Below are 16352 nucleotides of genomic sequence, written 5' to 3'. Positions count from 1 at the left end.
AATTCAAATTGTTACGGCATGATTCATCAGCCGTGATTACGCATATTTCATAATACGAAACGGCCCCTGAGCAATTCAGGAGCCGTTTTAAAGCCCGGGATCAACTGATCTCAGAGCCAGATGCCGGTCGCGATATTAGCGGGTGAAGGAGTAAACTTCGCCACCTTTCGCCTGCACAACCAGCTTGTCGCTTGCCACAATCGGCGCGCTCAGGAAACCATCACTGTCGACTTTCTGCTGAGCAACAAAACGACCATCAGTGGTGTTGATCCAGTGCAGGTAGCCTTCGGAATCGCCGACCACAAGGTAACCATTATACAGCACAGGTGCCGTCAGATTACGGTGCAGCAATTCACTTTGGCGCCACACGCTGACACCACCCTGAGTATCGAGCGCCATCACGCGGTCATCCTGATCGACCATATAGATATGGCCTGCGTCGACAATGATGTCATTCACAGAACCGACATCACGCTTCCACATAATCTGGCCAGAACGCAGATCCATTGCCACCAGATTGCCATTGTATGCCAGCGTATAAATAACGCCATCAACGATAACCGGCGTGGTATCCACATCGCTCAGACGGTCGATTTCAGTCGTACCGGTGGTCTGAGAAATACGTTGTTGCCAGATCAGCTGACCTTCTTTCATCAGCACAGCACTGACGCGGCCATTATCACCCCCGACGATTGCTGCACCAAAGGCTACCGCAGGCGCTGATTCACCACGCAATGACAGCGTTGGCATATCGAGGTTAGCGGTCCATTGAATGGTGCCGTCGGATTCATTCAGACCCTGCAACATACCATTGCCGGTGTGAACCAGCACCAGACCATCGCTGACCACCGGACGGGACAATGCTTCACCCGCCACTTTGGTCTGCCAGGCGATTTTACCATCAGTGGTGTTCAATGCATAAACGATCGCTTTTTCACTGCCAACGTAAACGTGATCACCTGAAACTGTCAGGCCGCCAGACAACTGTGCAGAAATATTGCGGGAGAGGAAGCCAGTCTTTTCAGACAGGTTAACGCTCCATTTTTCTTTACCACTGTCAGCGTCGAGTGCTTTAACCAGACCAAAACGGTCAGCCGCAAAAATGGTGCTGTCCTGCCAGGCCGGACGCAGATTGGAATAGAATTCGCCAATGCCGTCGCCCACGGATTTGCTCCACACTTGCGTCGGAGTAAACTGGTTCTCAACTTTTGGCAGCGGAGACATTTTGACCACGTCTTCTTCGCTGTTAAACAATGAACAGCCACTTAGCAGGGCAACAGAAACCCATCCTACCAAGAGTGTTTTACGCAATTGCATCGGGGTTCCCCTTAGCTGGCTAAGTTGTTCAATTTCATACGCAGCACGGTTTGCAGCGTTTGAGAGGGTTTAGAATCAAGTCCTTTGCTGTAGGCTTCACGTGCACCTTTTGCATCGCCTTTGGCAAACAGAACATCACCACGGATGCCTTGCTGCATAGCCGTCCAGCCTTCACCCTTCACGCCGTCTAACGTTTTGAGTGCATCATCAAATTTGCCTTGCTGCATCTGGACACGAGCCAGACGTAAGTTCACCAGCGAACGTAAATTGTCTTCTTTGGCCTGACCTTGCGCCTGCACTAATTGCTTTTCAGCATTGGCGAAATCACTGGTTCCGACGAAATGATCAGCCAGTTGCAGGGCGGCGAATACGCCGTAATTATTGTCATTGCTCTGAGCAAATTTTTCGAGATCAGCTACGCCTTTCGCGTTATTGCTGGTCAGCGACTGATTAGCTTGCTGGAAAGACGCAGAAGCTTCCGTCAGGGCTGAGTCCTGATGACTCTGCCAGAAACGCCAGCCGCCCAGGGCTGCAATACCCAGAACAACGCCGATGGCCAGCGCTTTACCGTTTTCGGCAAAGAAGCGACGTACAGCATCAACCTGTTCATTCTCAGTGGTATAGACTTCCACAGTGTCCTTCTCCTTAACCCAACATCGAAGCCAGGCGCGCGACGATTTCGCTTTGCGCCAGCGTTTCTTGCGTTCCACTCTGCAGGTCTTTTACCACGACCTGCTGGTTAGCGACTTCAGTTTCGCCTAATACCAGGGCAACACGCGCACCCCATTTATCAGCACGGGCGAACTGTTTCTTGAAGTTGCCGCCACCGTAGTTAGTCATAACTTTCAGTTCAGGCAGTGCATCACGCAGTGTTTCAGCCAGTTGCATGGCGGCGCTTTGCGTGCCCGCACCGGATGAGATCACGTAGGTGTCGACGGTTGCCGGTGCTTTAAAGTCCGGGTTTACGGCCTGAACCAGTAATACCAGTCGTTCCAGCCCCATGGCGAAACCGACACCCGGTGTTGCACGACCACCCAGTTGTTCGACCAGACCGTCGTACCGGCCACCGGCACACACAGTACCTTGTGAGCCTAAACTACTGGTTACCCATTCAAACACGGTGCGGTTGTAATAATCCAGACCGCGCACAAGTCGCTGATTAACCGTATATGGGATACCAGACTGCTCTAAAAGTTCACACAGACCTGCAAAGTGTTCTCTTGATTCTTCATCAAGATAATCACCCAGCTCAGGTGCATCATTTAATAACGCCTGAATATCCGGATTTTTGGAATCCAGAACACGCAACGGATTGCTGTACATGCGACGTTTGCAGTCTTCATCCAGCTTGTCTTTGTGCTGCTCAAGAAAAGCCACCAGCGCATCACGATAGTTCGCGCGGGCTTCCAGTGAACCGATAGAGTTCAGTTCCAGCGTCACGTGCTCATAAATCCCCAGCGCGCGCCACCAGCGGGCGGTCAGCAGGATCAGTTCCGCATCAATGTCCGGCCCTTGCAGACCAAAGACTTCGACACCCAGCTGATTGAACTGACGATAGCGACCTTTTTGCGGACGTTCGTAACGGAACATCGGACCGATGTACCACAGACGTTGTTCCTGATTGTACAGCAGACCATGTTCGATACCGGCGCGCACACAGCCCGCCGTACCTTCCGGACGCAGCGTCAGGCTTTCGCCGTTGCGGTCATCAAAGGTATACATTTCTTTTTCCACGACATCAGTCACTTCACCGATAGCGCGTTTAAACAATGGGGTCTGCTCTACAATCGGCATACGGATTTCACTGTAGCCGTAACTGCCGAGCACCTGTTTCAACGATCCTTCAATGCGTTGCCACAGTGCTGTGTCTTCTGGCAGGTAGTCGTTCATGCCGCGAATGGCCTGGATATTCTTTGCCACGTCAGTTCTCTATCGTTTTATAAAAAATGAACCCGATTATAGGGGCTTTGTGGCCTGTGGTTCAACGCACAGACGCCATTACCCCTGTCGGGTTCAATATAATAATGCAGATGTACGCTGACACCCGCAACCGATGTTACTTTTCAAGATGATTGATAACGATACGTTTACTCTCATCCATAATCGCCGCTTTGGCGCGAATTTTTGCTTCTAACTGGTCAATCATATCGTTGTTATCAAAACGCTCTCTCTGACGGACGCCGTCTTCATAGAAACCGCTTTTGTTATGACCACCGGTCACGCCCAGAGTGGAAACCAGCGCTTCGCCCGGACCGTTAACCACACAACCGATGATCGAAACATCCATTGGCGTGATGATATCTTCCAGACGTTGTTCCAACGCATTCACGGTGCCGATGACATCAAACTCCTGACGCGAACAGGTCGGGCAGGCAATAAAGTTGATACCACGGGAGCGGATACGCAGTGATTTGAGGATATCGAATCCGACTTTAACTTCTTCAACCGGATCGGCCGCCAGCGAGATACGTAACGTGTCGCCGATGCCTTCTGAGAGCAGCAGGCCCAGACCAATCGCCGATTTAACGGAACCTGCACGCAGACCACCGGCTTCGGTAATCCCCAAATGCAAAGGCTGAACAATCTGTTTAGCCAGCAGGCGGTAGGACTCAACAGCCAGGAAGACGTCAGAGGCTTTTACGCTGACTTTAAACTGATCGAAGTTAAGGCGGTCAAGAATATCAACGTGGCGCATCGCCGATTCCAGCAGGGCTTGCGGCGTAGGTTCGCCGTACTTTTCCTGAATATCTTTTTCCAGGGAGCCGCCGTTCACACCGATACGGATAGGGATATTTTTGTCGCGCGCGCAATCCACCACAGAGCGGATGCGGGATTCGTTACCAATGTTACCCGGATTAATACGCAGGCAATCTACGCCGTATTCTGCAACCTGCAGGGCGATGCGGTAATCGAAATGAATATCAGCGACCAGCGGGACATTAACCTGCTGTTTGATAAGTTTGAATGCTTCTGCTGCATCCATGGTAGGCACAGAAACGCGAACAATATCGACACCGACGCGTTCCAGTGATTTGATCTGTGCGACTGTCGCCGCGACATCTGTGGTGCGGGTGTTGGTCATCGATTGCACTGCAATCGGCGCTCCATCACCGACAGGCACCTTGCCGACATAAATCCGGGTTGATTTGCGACGGGTAATGGGTGCTTGGTTATGCATTACTTCACTCTCCATCGTTACAATCGTCTGACAAACTGCCGATTACTCGGCAGCTAAGGTCAGGCGTGCAACACGGCTTGATTTTACAAAACGACTTAAATCAACCGGCTTGCCCTGGAATTGGATATCTACCGCACCCGGCGCACCGATTTTCAGTTTATATGGCGCAGTGCCCTTCACGCTGAAGGTTTCACCGCCTTTCTTCATGCCGCTGAACAGGGTTTTCCCTGACGCGTCATCAATCTGGAACCAGCAATCAGCTTTAAAGGTAAAAGTCACCGCTTGTGGATCCGCACCCGCTGCTGCCGCAGTTTGTGCATCACCGGTTGGCAGACCATTTTCAGTGGTAGCAGGCTGACTGGTTGAAACAGCGGCAGGCGCTTGCTCCGCTGGCGTACCCGATGCAGCAGGTGCGTTGCTGGCTGCTGCGCCCGGCGCGGTATTCAACGGAATAGCGTTCTGCGGCTGTGTTGCGTTTGTGGCAGGCGCCGGATCAGAAGAAGTCTCTTCTGTTGTCGGTGCCGAATTCGCATTGTCGCCCAGAGGAATAGTTTGCCCCTGGCCGTTATCCTGATTCAGCTGTGCCGATGACTGATCGGCCATTGTTGCGATTTCCTGCTGCTGCGCCTGATGATTTTGCCACCACCACGCACCGGTCAGGCCAATCACCACAAACACCACCAGCCAGGTAAAGCCCATCAGCCAGCCATCACGTTTTTTGCGAGACTTGCCGAGAGAGAATCCCTGCATTGACGCCACTTTTGGCACTTTAATTGGGGCTTGTTTACCGATCAGCCCTAATAATTCTTCTTCAGGGACATGAACCAGTTTTGCATAAGAACGGAGATAACCACGCAGGAAAGTCGGCGCAAGATCGGCCGGCGTCGTTTCTTCTTCGATTTGGCGAATAGTTGAGACTTTCAGACACAGGCGTTCTGCAACGGCCTGCTGACTGAGACCTAACTGTTCACGAGCCTGACGCAGACGTTCGCCTGTAGTCAGTTTTGCATTATTTTCTTGAGGGGCTTCAGTATTCATTGGCTAAGAACTGCTGGTACTGTTTAGATTGTGGATAACTACGCGCAAGTTGCTTACCGTAGCGTTGAACGCTATCCGGATTGCCCGCTAACGCAGCGAATCGAATTTGTAACATGAGGCTGTCGGCAGTGGCTGGCAGAACATGTTGATATACATCCAGTAATAGTTTCGCCTGAGCGCGGTTCCCTTCCCCAAATTCTTTGGTTGCCTCAGTCAGCAAGGGTGCACCTTTATCGGGATCCACTTTCAATGCCCGGCTTAGTAACACTCGCGCTTCCTCATTCTGATTGGCCTTCAGAAAACAGTAGCCTGCATTTTCCAGACTGTCAGCAACCTGACCGTAATCAGGCGCATTAGCTGCGGCGCTAAACTGCTGTTGTGCGGGTACATACTGCCCTAAACTACACAAAAACGCACCGTAATTATTTAAGACCGTCCCATTTTGCGGTGCCAGCTGCAACGCTTGCTGGTAGCGGGTTTGTGCAGCTTTCTGATTGCCGTTTTTTTGCTCGTAAAGCGCCATACCAAGCTGTGTCCGATAATCCTGCGGCGCACCGTCAACGGCTTTCTGGAGATTCTGTCTGGCCGCCTCCATGTTTCCCTGATTCAGGTACGCCATGCCCAGTTCAAGGCGCGTTTGTGCTGCGCCACTGGCCTGTTGCGTTTCTTTTGGTGAACCGGAACAACCAGCCAGTAACGCCAGGGCCACACCTGCGGCCATTAACATTTTCACACTGCCCTTCATTGCCATGCTTAATTCCCTTTACCCTGCCAGCGACAATAAAACAGTGGGCTTAACCAAAACGGCACGGTAAAGCCCTGCATACCTACTTCCTGACATCAGACGGCTTTAACGGAAATCTGCTGCTCGCTTGCCATTTTTTTCTTCAACGTACGCTTGGTACGGTCGATAACATCACCGGCCAGTTGCCCGCACGCGGCATCAATATCATCACCGCGGGTTTTACGCACGATCACCGTAAAGCCATAATCCATCAGCACTTTTGAGAAGCGGTCGATACGGCTGTTCGAGCTGCGGCCATACGGCGCGCCCGGGAACGGGTTCCAGGGGATCAGGTTGATTTTGCATGGCGTATTCTTCAGACGCTCAGCCAGTTCATGCGCATGCTCGGTGCCATCATTGATGTGGTCCAGCATAACGTATTCGATGGTAACGCGGCCCTGATTGGCGTTGGATTTGCCAATATAGCGCTCGACGGCGGCCAGGAAAGTATCAATATTGTACTTGCGGTTGATCGGCACGATTTCGTCACGAATGGCGTCGTTAGGTGCATGCAGGGAAATCGCCAGCGCGACATCAATCATATCGCCCAGTTTATCCAGCGCAGGGACCACGCCCGATGTGGAAAGCGTCACGCGACGTTTTGACAGGCCGAAACCGAAATCGTCAAGCATGATTTCCATCGCCGGCACCACGTTATTGAGGTTCAGCAAAGGTTCGCCCATGCCCATCATCACCACGTTGGTGATAGGGCGCGTACCGGCCACTTTCGCCGCGCCGATAATTTTTGCCGCACGCCATACCTGACCGATAATTTCGGACACACGCAGGTTACGGTTAAAGCCCTGTTGCGCCGTGGAACAGAACGTACATTCCAGCGCACAGCCGACCTGAGAAGAAACGCAAAGCGTCGCACGATCGCCGTCCGGGATATATACGGTTTCGACCAGTTGTCCGCCCACCTGAATCGCCCATTTGATGGTGCCGTCAGTGGAACGTTGTTCTGAGGCGACTTCCGGTGCACGAATTTCGGCAACGCGGGCCAGCTTTTCACGCAGCGCTTTGTTGATATCGGTCATTTGCTCGAAATCATCGCTGCAGTAGTGATACATCCACTTCATGACCTGATCAGCACGGAATGGCTTTTCGCCCATGTTGATGAAAAACTCACGCATTTGCTTGCGGTTAAGATCAAGAAGGTTAATTTTTGCGGCAGCAGGCACGACAGTATTCACGGCTTCTGCGGAAACAGCGTTATTTTCAGACAAAGTTGGCTCGGACGTGTTGGATTCTAACATGATGAAAATGGCCTCGTTGTTACACGTTATGGCGTATTGGAAGTGCAGAACCTGACCTGACAGGAAACGGCTGGCCTGCAAATAAAATTGCGCCCCGAAGAGGCTGGCTCATTCGGGGCGCAACATTGTACAAATTTTAGGGCACGGTTGCCATGTTTGGAAGGTGCAGTGACAAAATTCTTGTGAATTTGCGGCACATCTTCCAGCAACAGTGACTCAAAAATCTTAACGCGGGCAGATTTCGCTTTCGGTGAAGAAGTAAGCGATTTCGCGTTGTGCAGATTCTACAGCATCAGAACCGTGAACAGCGTTAGCGGTGAAGCTGTCCGCGAAGTCTGCACGCAGGGTACCGGCCAGAGCGTTCTCCGGGTTAGTGGCGCCCATGATGTCACGGTTACGCTGAACCGCGTTTTCGCCTTCCAGTACCTGAACCATGATCGGGCCAGAGGTCATGAACTCAACCAGACCGTCGAAGAACGGACGGCCTTTGTGTTCTGCGTAGAAACCTTCAGCTTGTTCTTTGGTCAGTTTCAGCATTTTAGACGCGATGATGGTGAAGCCTGCGCGTTCAAAACGTGCGTAGATAGCACCGATGTCGTTGTTAGCGACGGAGTTTGGCTTGATGATGGAGAAAGTGCGTTCGATAGTCATGAAAAAAACCTCTGTCTGACTTTTATAGGTAGGGCCGGTTAATTTAATGTTATACCTGCCGTAAAATGGCGGTGATTATAGGGAGCGAAGTTACGATTGCCTACCCGAATCACAACATTTAATTAAAAAAAAGTGTTATTGATTCACTATCGAACCTAATCCACCTATTTCCCGCAAACAAAACAGGGGCAAAACGGCATTTTCCCCTGTGTACTCTCATTTTTATGCCTGACCGGACGAAGGAATAATATTGCGCAACCAGCTTCCCCACTTGCGCTGATAGAACGGCTGCGTGTGGCTGATCAGATAATGGCTGATACCGCGCTCTTTTTCAGAAACGATACAGAAATCCACCGGACGCTCGTCGGGAGAGGTTTCACTCGCCACATTCCCCGCCTCGCGGATCAGCGCATCGATTTCCTGCTCATCACCGTCTGCTTCCACACCGATCAGCAGGTTTGGCTGATCATCCACCGCTTTATCGTGGATAAGCGCCATAAATGCCCTGCGCACCGGTTTCTTCTGGGTAAACAGCGTGGTGAGCGCGTCGATCATGGCAGAAGGATATTCCTCCGGCTGACCGATCAGCAACTGACTTTCTTTATCCAGCACCAGCTCTGACGGCACATTCAGCCCGCCATTGCTCAGCAACAGCGTAACTTCACTCGGGTAAAATTCCTTGCCGTACTCTGATTTCGGATTCAGAAACAATTCTTCGCCTTGCGTCATTTCAAACAACACGCGGGCAGGCAGCGCGACAAACGCCTGCTCGTCCGGGCTTTCGCCGGCACTGGCTTTTTCCAGAACGTCCACAGAGGAAAAGAAAGGAATGATCGAGCTGCCATCCTGCTTTTCCCAGTGCAAAATATTCAGTTCACTGCCTGCGGTGATCGCCACACTGCCCTGCTTTTCAGCGTTATCCTGCCCTGCATCACCGAGCACAAACACGGTGGACTCCAGCAAGGTTTGATAAAACGCCGGACGCCAGGCCGGTGCGGTGACAGACAGACGAAGCAGGCGCTCCAGCTCGTTTTCACCGTCGGTCGCCGCCGCGCCAGCGGGGAGATGATCGTGTGGGACACTCATGGTTCTTAACTCCGGTAGGGGTATAAAACGGGGCGCCGTTAAGCGCCCCGTTGTGCTTCATGCAAATTTTTACTGCTTACTTCGCTTTAGCTAACAGCAGGTTGGCGACGGTGCGTACGCCTAAACCGGTTGCACCGGCAGACCACTGATCTGCCGCGCTTTTGCGGTACGTTGCGGAACAGTCGATGTGCAGCCAGCCTTTCTTATAGTCAGTGACGAAATGAGACAGAAAAGCCGCCGCCGTACTCGCTCCCGCAGTGTGTGACGGACCGGCAATATTGTTCAGTTCAGCAAAGTTAGACGGCAGATGAGAGCGGTGGAACTCTTCCAGCGGCAGACGCCAGAACGGTTCGTGTTCGGCTTTCGCGCTTTCCAGCAGTTCGCCTGCAAGTGCATCGTCAAAGCTGAACAGTGCGTGATAATCGTTACCCAGCGCAGTTTTCGCCGCACCGGTCAGCGTGGCCGCATCAATGATCAGTTCAGGCTTTTGCGCAGACGCGTCGATCAGGCCATCAGCCAGCACCAGACGGCCTTCAGCGTCGGTATTCATCACTTCCACGGTTTTACCGTTGCGGTAGCGGATAATGTCGCCCAGTTTCAGTGCATTGCCGCTGACCATGTTGTCCGCGCAGCACAGGTAAAGTTTAACGCGTTTGTTCAGACCGTTAGCCGCAGCCAGCGCCAGTGCGCCGGTCAGGGTGGCCGCGCCGCCCATATCCGCTTTCATGGAATCCATTGACGCGCTTGGCTTCAGGCTGTAGCCGCCGGTATCAAAAGTGATACCTTTACCGACCAGACAGGCGTAAACCGGTGCATCTGCGTCGCCGCCCGGGTTGTAATCGAGTGCCAGCAAGACCGGCTGACGGTCAGAACCACGGCCGACAGTATGGATACCCATATAATGTTGCTGACGCAGGTCATCGCCTTTGGTGATGCGGTAGCTGACTTTTTCGTTGCCGAATTCACACATCAGATCAACAGCGCGGGTGGCAAGTTGTTCAGGAGACAAATCTTCCGCCGGGGTATTTATGGTATTACGTACCCAGTCGATGATTTTCAGGCGTTGTTTTAGCGTATTTGCGTCATCTTCGGACAATTCTGCCCATTCAACGTTGCGTGTGCCTTTCGGGCCACGGAAGCCTTGCCAGAATGCCCAGCTGTTTTCGAGATCCCAGCCTTCACCCGCCAGTTTAACATTTTTAACGCCCTGACCGTCGATACGACGCGCAGCACGGGCAATGACCGTCAGCACATCGCCGCCATTCAAATGAATGGTCATACCGGCGGAATCGGTGCTCAGTGTGGCTTTTTCGCCCCAGCGCGCATCAGCAGGCTGGGAAGAAAGAAATACGGACATTGCTTCATTGGTCGTGACTTCGGAACTCATAACAGCACTCCTGATGTTTTTTATCTTCAATGAATATTCATTTTCAATGACAGGCAAATCACCCTTTCATCGGGTGGCACTTCATTTCGTATAAACAGGTGGCAACTCACGCAGGCGGCGGACAGATTTCACCACCAGCGCAATCGCATAATCAATTTCTTCTTCCGTTGTCCAGCGCCCCAGCGAGAAGCGAAGGGAGCTGTGCGCCAGTTCCTCGCTTAACCCCAGAGCACGCAGAACATAGGAAGGCTCAAGGCTGGCAGACGTACAAGCCGAACCTGACGATACCGCCAGATCTTTCAGTGCCATGATCAGGGATTCGCCTTCTACACTGGCAAAACTGACGTTGAGAATATTCGGTGCCGCATGTTGCGGCGTGCCGTTCAGAAACACCTGATCCAGCGCCTGAATGCCTTTCCACAGACGATCACGCAGTTCAGTCAGACGCGCCACTTCGGCGGTCATTTCTTCTTTGGCGATACGATACGCCTCGCCCATCCCGACAATTTGATGCACCGGCAATGTACCGGAACGCATGCCGCGTTCGTGGCCACCGCCGTGGATTTGCGCGTCAATCCGCACTTTCGGTTTGCGACTCACGTACAGCGCGCCGATGCCTTTCGGGCCGTAAATCTTATGCGCGGAAAACGACATCAGATCAACCTGCAATTCACTGAGATCAATCGCTATTTTCCCTACGCTTTGCGTCGCATCCACATGGAAAAGGATGCCCCGACTGCGGCACAGTTCGCCGATGGTCGCAATATCCTGTACCACGCCAATTTCATTATTCACCTGCATGATGGACACCAGAATGGTATCCGGGCGCAGCGCCGCTTCAATCGCCGCTGGCGGAATAACACCGTCGGCCTGAGGTGCCAGATAGGTGACGTCAAAACCTTCCGTTTCCAGCTGCGCACAGGTGTCCAGCACCGCTTTGTGCTCGGTCTGACTGGTAATAATATGATTACCTTTCGCGCGCTGTGCATGGGCAGCGCCTTTAATCGCCAGATTGTCAGATTCGGTGGCACCTGACGTGAAGACAATTTCACGCGGATCCGCATTAATCAGCTCAGCAATCTGGTTACGCGCCACATCCACGGCCTCTTCCGCCTGCCAGCCAAAACGGTGAGAGCGGGAAGCCGGATTACCGAAAGTACCGTCCAGTGTTAAACACTGCATCATTTTCTGTGCAACACGCGGATCAACCGGCGTGGTGGCAGAGTAATCGAGATAAACAGGTAATTTCATGGCAGGTAAGCTCCGGACTGCGCGTTCGGTTTCGAACGAAAGAATTAAAAAACGACATCCAGTTTAAAACGGGTTCACAGATTCTTAAAAGGGAAATGACGCTTTGCGGGCACTAATCGGTAAGAATTGACGTCATAAAAGCAAAAGCCCGCGGAAATCTGCATTTCCGCGGGCTTTTTAAATCAGTTATCAATGCTGACTAAGCAATTACGCTCGTAAGTTCACATTAATCGTTTCCATCTGTCGGCCATTCGGCTGACGACGGATTTCACCGTTCTGACGGTCGGCCACTTCCAGGATTTCCTGATTGTTGACCAGCTCTGCCAGCGTAATGTTGTTCAGGAAGCCGCTGATGCGCTCGCTCAGATCACGCCATAAGGTGTGAGTCAGGCAACGTTCGCCGTTCTGGCAGCCTTCTTTACCCTGACAACGGGTCGCATCGACGGATTCGTCAACGGCTGTGATCACAGCGCCCACGGCGATATCGCCAGCGTCTTTACCTAACAGATAACCACCGCCCGGCCCCCGAACACTGGCAACCAGACCATTTTTACGCAAGCGCGAGAAAAGCTGTTCCAGGTAAGAAAGGGAAATACCCTGGCGCTCAGAAATGTCAGCCAGGGGTACTGGTCCTTCCTGTGAATGCAGTGCAACGTCGAGCATAGCGGTCACGGCATAACGGCCTTTGGATGTCAGTCTCATAGCATGGTTACCTGTTTAAATGACTTAGAAATTCAATCGTGCGGAACATGTCAATGAGTCTGCCATTCCCGAGTAAAACAGTCAACTATTTAACCTAGTAATTTACTCAAGTATTACAGAGCGGGCAGAACCGCACGATGTCTGTCATTTACTGATAATCGACAACCCTTTAATAAAAAACCAAAAACGGGTGTTTTATAATCAAATTCCGATGCTTATTCTTTGTTGCTATGCGTCTTTTCAATCGACGTCAGGATACCGCGCAGGATGTTTAACTCCTGAGATTCAGGTCGTGCACGGGTAAACAGACGGCGTAATTTACTCATCACCTGGCCCGGATGCGCCTGACGAATAAAGCCAGTTTCCAGCAAGGTTTTTTCCAGATGCTGATAAAAACGCTCAAGATCATCGACCAGCGGATAAGGCGTTTCTTCATATTCAACGTGTGGTTTTGCCGCTTCCAGCAAGGCCAGATGTGCGACGCGCACTTCATAGGCAATAATCTGCACTGCCATCGCCAGATTCAGCGAACTGTATTCAGGGTTCGCCGGAATACAGACGTGATAATTACATTTTTGCAGTTCTTCATTGGTCAGACCGACGCGTTCGCGGCCAAACACCAGCGCCACCGGCGCGGTTTGTGCGGCTTTGGCACTGAACTCGCCGCATTCACGTGGCTCCAGCATCGGCCACGGCAAGGTGCGGGAACGCGCACTGGTGCCGATTACCAGGCTGCAACCGGCCAGTGCTTCGTCGAGCGTATCAACGATAGTCGCATTACCGATCACATCGCTGGCACCGGCAGATAAAGAGATGGCCTGAGAATCAGGTTTCACCAGCGGATTGACCAGATAAAGACTTGATAATCCCATGGTTTTCATGGCGCGGGCGGTGGAGCCCATATTGCCAGTGTGGGACGTTTCTACTAATACAATGCGGATATTGGGCAGCATAGGCACTCTTAGCCAGACGGAAAATCACAACAGCCTAACACAACGGTAGTTAATTTTCAGAACCCCTGCTATACTGCGCGCCGTTTCCCGTATTCCCGTTCTTTAACATCCTAGTTGGAAGATATCCATGCATCCGATGCTCACCATCGCCGTGCGCGCTGCGCGCAAGGCCGGTAACCTGATTGCCAAACATTACGAAACGCCAGACTCTGTAGAATCTACACAAAAAGGTACCAACGATTTTGTTACCAACGTAGACCGCGATGCAGAACACATGATTATCGATGTCATTCGCAAATCCTATCCAAAACACACCATCATCAGTGAAGAGTGTGGCGAGCTGGAAGGCGAAGACAAAGACGTACAATGGATTATCGACCCGCTGGATGGCACCACCAACTTCGTTAAACGCTTCCCACATTTCGCTGTTTCTATCGCCGTGCGCATCAAAGGCCGCACTGAAGTCGCGGTAGTTTATGATCCTATGCGTAACGAACTGTTCACCGCGAGCCGTGGTCAGGGCGCACAGCTGAACGGTTACCGTCTGCGCGGTACCAATGCGAAAGATCTCGACGGCACCATTCTGGCGACCGGCTTCCCGTTCAAAGCAAAACAACACGCCACCAGCTACATGAATGTGGTTGGCAAGCTGTTCACCGAGTGTGCTGACTTCCGTCGCACCGGTTCTGCTGCGCTGGATCTGGCCTACGTGGCCGCTGGCCGCGTTGACGGTTTCTTCGAAATCGCCCTCAAGCCATGGGATTTCGCCGGTGGTGAACTGCTGGTTCGTGAATCCGGCGGCGTGGTCACTGATTTTGTTGGCGGCCACAACCACTTCTCGTCAGGCAACATCGTTGCCGGCAACCCGCGCGTCGTTAAAGGTATTCTGATGACCATGCGTGATGAACTGAGCGAAGCGCTGAAGCGTTAATTGCGCTGACTATCAGTTAAAAAAAACGGACGTCCTTTCGGGCGTCCGTTTTTTTATGCCTGTTGTTTATGCACAGGAAGTTATCCCCTGAAGGGCCCGCCGGTGATCGGCGAAACGTCTCCGCCGCCGGTGCTGTACAGTAAAATGCCCGCCACCAGCAGCACAATTCCGCCGGTCAGTGCCAGCAGCGACCAGGTGATCCGCTGCCACGCCGCAGGTGTACGGCTGGCACTCAGTTTCACCGCCAGCGCGCGGCTGTAAAACACCAGTACGCCGATAAGTGATACGGTGAGCGAGGTGCCGAGAGCCATGGTGATCGCCGAAATCACGCCCCAGCTATACACGCCGATCACTTTGGCAAACAGCAACACCATGATCGCGCCGGAACACGGGCGTAATCCCATCGCCAGCACTATCGCTATCTGTGTGCGTAAATCTCCACCCGCCTGAAGCTGCTGATCGCTTGGGACATGCTGATGCCCGCAGCCGCAATGTTCATCGTGGACATGCATTTCATTGCCCATCGGCGACAGGCTGTGGATTTTCATAGCCGGTGCAGGACGCAAACTTTTTATCGTCTGCCACACCTTTTTCAGCGCGCGCCAGCACAGCAATACACCCAGCAACATCACCAGAATGAAACTGCCCCGCTCCATCCAGAAACTGCTCTGATGCAGCTGTCGTGAAGACAGTTGCAACACGCCAAGCACCACCGTGACCAGTAAAATCGCCACCAGCCCCTGCACAATCGCCGAAGCAAATGTCAGCTTCAGGCTGCTTTTCAGCCGTGAAGGATGCGTCGCCAGATAAGTGGTGATAACGATTTTGCCGTGCCCCGGCCCGATGGCATGGACCACACCGTAAATCAGGCTAAAACCGGCCAGCGTCATACCCGCCTGCATCGGATTTTGCTTCACCTGCCGCAGCAGCCCGGCCAGTTCCTGATGCAGTTCCCGTTGCCAGATAATGCTGCTAAGCAAAATGCGCGGCCAGTACTGGATTAACAGAAAAGCGCCGCCCGCCAGCAGCAACAGGAATATCGCCAGCGGCCAGAGATCGCGCCAGGACAGGGTTTTCGAGGGCGTGGCGATTAATGACATTCCAGCGTGACCTTCTGAGCAAATTGCTGACCAAGATCCATGTCTTCCGGCGGAGCATCTGCCTTATCGAGTGACAGAGCATAATTTTGCAGCGAGGCATCCGGCTTCGGCGTAAACAGCGCCAGCGTACAGCGTTTTTCCAGTTCCGGCGGCAGGTGCAGCGCGGTTTTGTCTTTATACGTCATATCGACAAAGTACGACGGATCGAAAGTGGAGAACTCCATCGGCTTGCCTTCCAGCGCTTGCGGTTTTGCCAGCGGCAGAACGAATTCCAGCACGGCCTGATCGCCTTTGCGGGAAAGCTGATATTCGCTGGGTAAATCGAGATATTTCACCGGTTTTCCCTCACGATAAAAGTCAGTGAAATAGTGCTGACTGAGTACCCGCGCCATCACTTCTGCCGCCAGTTTCTTCCAGATATCCGAACCCGGTTTGGCATTCTGCGCGTCGTACAGTAAATCTGCCGAGGTGATTTCATCCATCGTCCAGACCATTTTCAGCCCGGTCAGCGAGGTTTCATTTGCTACGAGCGTGGTCTGCATATCAATAAAACTGTGCGGGTGCGCCAGCACCGTTGCGGGCAGGCAGAACAGCGCAGCGCCCAGCCATCTGGCGTAACGGGAAAAAGGCCGGTTCCGGGCCTGGTGTAACGTCATTTCCATATCAGCGCCATAATATTGTTACTAAGTAACAGTATTTTGCTGTGCATTTAAGCGGT

16 protein-coding genes are annotated in these 16352 nt (G+C 52.5%); 1 reads left to right on the top strand and 15 read right to left on the bottom strand.

Going from position 1 to position 16352, the window contains the following annotated elements; genetic code table 11:
- Window positions 1–135: 135 nt before the first annotated feature.
- The 13 genes from bamB to trmJ all read right to left on the bottom strand — a co-directional run bounded on the left by bamB (window position 136) and on the right by trmJ (window position 13603).
- Window positions 136–1317 (bottom strand): outer membrane protein assembly factor BamB, encoded by a 1182-nt coding sequence (gene bamB / locus RAHAQ2_RS05350; protein WP_015696259.1) that lies wholly within the window; start codon window positions 1315–1317, stop codon window positions 136–138.
- Between the two features lie 11 nt (window positions 1318–1328).
- Complete coding sequence (locus tag RAHAQ2_RS05345; protein WP_015696258.1) at window positions 1329–1949, bottom strand: YfgM family protein; 621 nt, start codon at window positions 1947–1949, stop codon at window positions 1329–1331.
- A 13-nt stretch (window positions 1950–1962) separates the two neighbouring features.
- Window positions 1963–3237 (bottom strand): histidine--tRNA ligase, encoded by a 1275-nt coding sequence (gene hisS, locus RAHAQ2_RS05340; RefSeq protein WP_015696257.1) that lies wholly within the window; start codon window positions 3235–3237, stop codon window positions 1963–1965.
- 136 nt (window positions 3238–3373) lie between these two features.
- The gene (gene ispG, locus RAHAQ2_RS05335) at window positions 3374–4495 is read right to left on the bottom strand and encodes a flavodoxin-dependent (E)-4-hydroxy-3-methylbut-2-enyl-diphosphate synthase (protein ID WP_015696256.1); all 1122 of its coding nucleotides are present in this window, start codon (window positions 4493–4495) and stop codon (window positions 3374–3376) included.
- A 42-nt stretch (window positions 4496–4537) separates the two neighbouring features.
- Complete coding sequence (rodZ, locus tag RAHAQ2_RS05330; RefSeq protein ID WP_015696255.1) at window positions 4538–5533, bottom strand: cytoskeleton protein RodZ; 996 nt, start codon at window positions 5531–5533, stop codon at window positions 4538–4540.
- Window positions 5523–6260 (bottom strand): type IV pilus biogenesis/stability protein PilW, encoded by a 738-nt coding sequence (gene pilW / locus RAHAQ2_RS05325; RefSeq protein WP_037038459.1) that lies wholly within the window; start codon window positions 6258–6260, stop codon window positions 5523–5525. Before pilW ends, rodZ begins: the two co-directional genes overlap by 11 nt.
- A gap of 113 nt (window positions 6261–6373) precedes the next feature.
- A complete protein-coding gene (gene rlmN / locus RAHAQ2_RS05320) occupies window positions 6374–7573 on the bottom strand; it encodes a dual-specificity RNA methyltransferase RlmN (RefSeq protein WP_015696253.1) in 1200 nt (399 codons plus the stop codon).
- Between the two features lie 225 nt (window positions 7574–7798).
- Entirely contained in the window at window positions 7799–8224 is a 426-nt protein-coding gene (ndk, locus tag RAHAQ2_RS05315; RefSeq protein ID WP_015696252.1) for a nucleoside-diphosphate kinase, read from the bottom strand.
- 222 nt (window positions 8225–8446) lie between these two features.
- Window positions 8447–9310 carry an enhanced serine sensitivity protein SseB gene (gene sseB / locus RAHAQ2_RS05310; RefSeq protein WP_015696251.1) on the bottom strand — a complete coding sequence of 288 codons (864 nt, stop codon included), beginning with the start codon at window positions 9308–9310 and terminating at the stop codon, window positions 8447–8449.
- 76 nt (window positions 9311–9386) lie between these two features.
- Window positions 9387–10697, bottom strand: a complete 1311-nt coding sequence (pepB, locus tag RAHAQ2_RS05305; RefSeq protein WP_015696250.1) for an aminopeptidase PepB — start codon at window positions 10695–10697, stop codon at window positions 9387–9389.
- An 81-nt stretch (window positions 10698–10778) separates the two neighbouring features.
- Window positions 10779–11948 (bottom strand): IscS subfamily cysteine desulfurase, encoded by a 1170-nt coding sequence (locus RAHAQ2_RS05300; protein WP_015696249.1) that lies wholly within the window; start codon window positions 11946–11948, stop codon window positions 10779–10781.
- Between the two features lie 207 nt (window positions 11949–12155).
- Entirely contained in the window at window positions 12156–12650 is a 495-nt protein-coding gene (gene iscR / locus RAHAQ2_RS05295) for a Fe-S cluster assembly transcriptional regulator IscR (protein ID WP_015696248.1), read from the bottom strand.
- A gap of 215 nt (window positions 12651–12865) precedes the next feature.
- The gene (gene trmJ / locus RAHAQ2_RS05290) at window positions 12866–13603 is read right to left on the bottom strand and encodes a tRNA (cytosine(32)/uridine(32)-2'-O)-methyltransferase TrmJ (protein WP_015696247.1); all 738 of its coding nucleotides are present in this window, start codon (window positions 13601–13603) and stop codon (window positions 12866–12868) included.
- Between the two features lie 127 nt (window positions 13604–13730).
- On the opposite strand from trmJ, the gene suhB reads away from it, so the two are divergent.
- Window positions 13731–14534 (top strand): inositol-1-monophosphatase, encoded by an 804-nt coding sequence (gene suhB / locus RAHAQ2_RS05285; protein WP_013574361.1) that lies wholly within the window; start codon window positions 13731–13733, stop codon window positions 14532–14534.
- An 80-nt stretch (window positions 14535–14614) separates the two neighbouring features.
- Here suhB and RAHAQ2_RS05280 read toward each other — a convergent pair whose 3' ends face one another.
- Window positions 14615–15634: a nickel/cobalt transporter gene (locus RAHAQ2_RS05280; protein ID WP_015696246.1), complete on the bottom strand. Its 1020-nt coding sequence runs from the start codon at window positions 15632–15634 to the stop codon at window positions 14615–14617.
- On the bottom strand, window positions 15625–16176 hold the full coding sequence (locus RAHAQ2_RS05275; RefSeq protein WP_337999437.1) for a DUF1007 family protein: 552 nt from the start codon (window positions 16174–16176) through the stop codon (window positions 15625–15627). Before RAHAQ2_RS05275 ends, RAHAQ2_RS05280 begins: the two co-directional genes overlap by 10 nt.
- Between the last annotated feature and the right edge of the window lie 176 nt (window positions 16177–16352).

Source organism: Rahnella aquatilis CIP 78.65 = ATCC 33071, from assembly GCF_000241955.1.
GTDB lineage: Bacteria > Pseudomonadota > Gammaproteobacteria > Enterobacterales > Enterobacteriaceae > Rahnella > Rahnella aquatilis.
The sequence above is the reverse complement of the archived record's forward strand: the minus strand, read 5'-3'. Positions and strand labels throughout refer to the sequence as shown.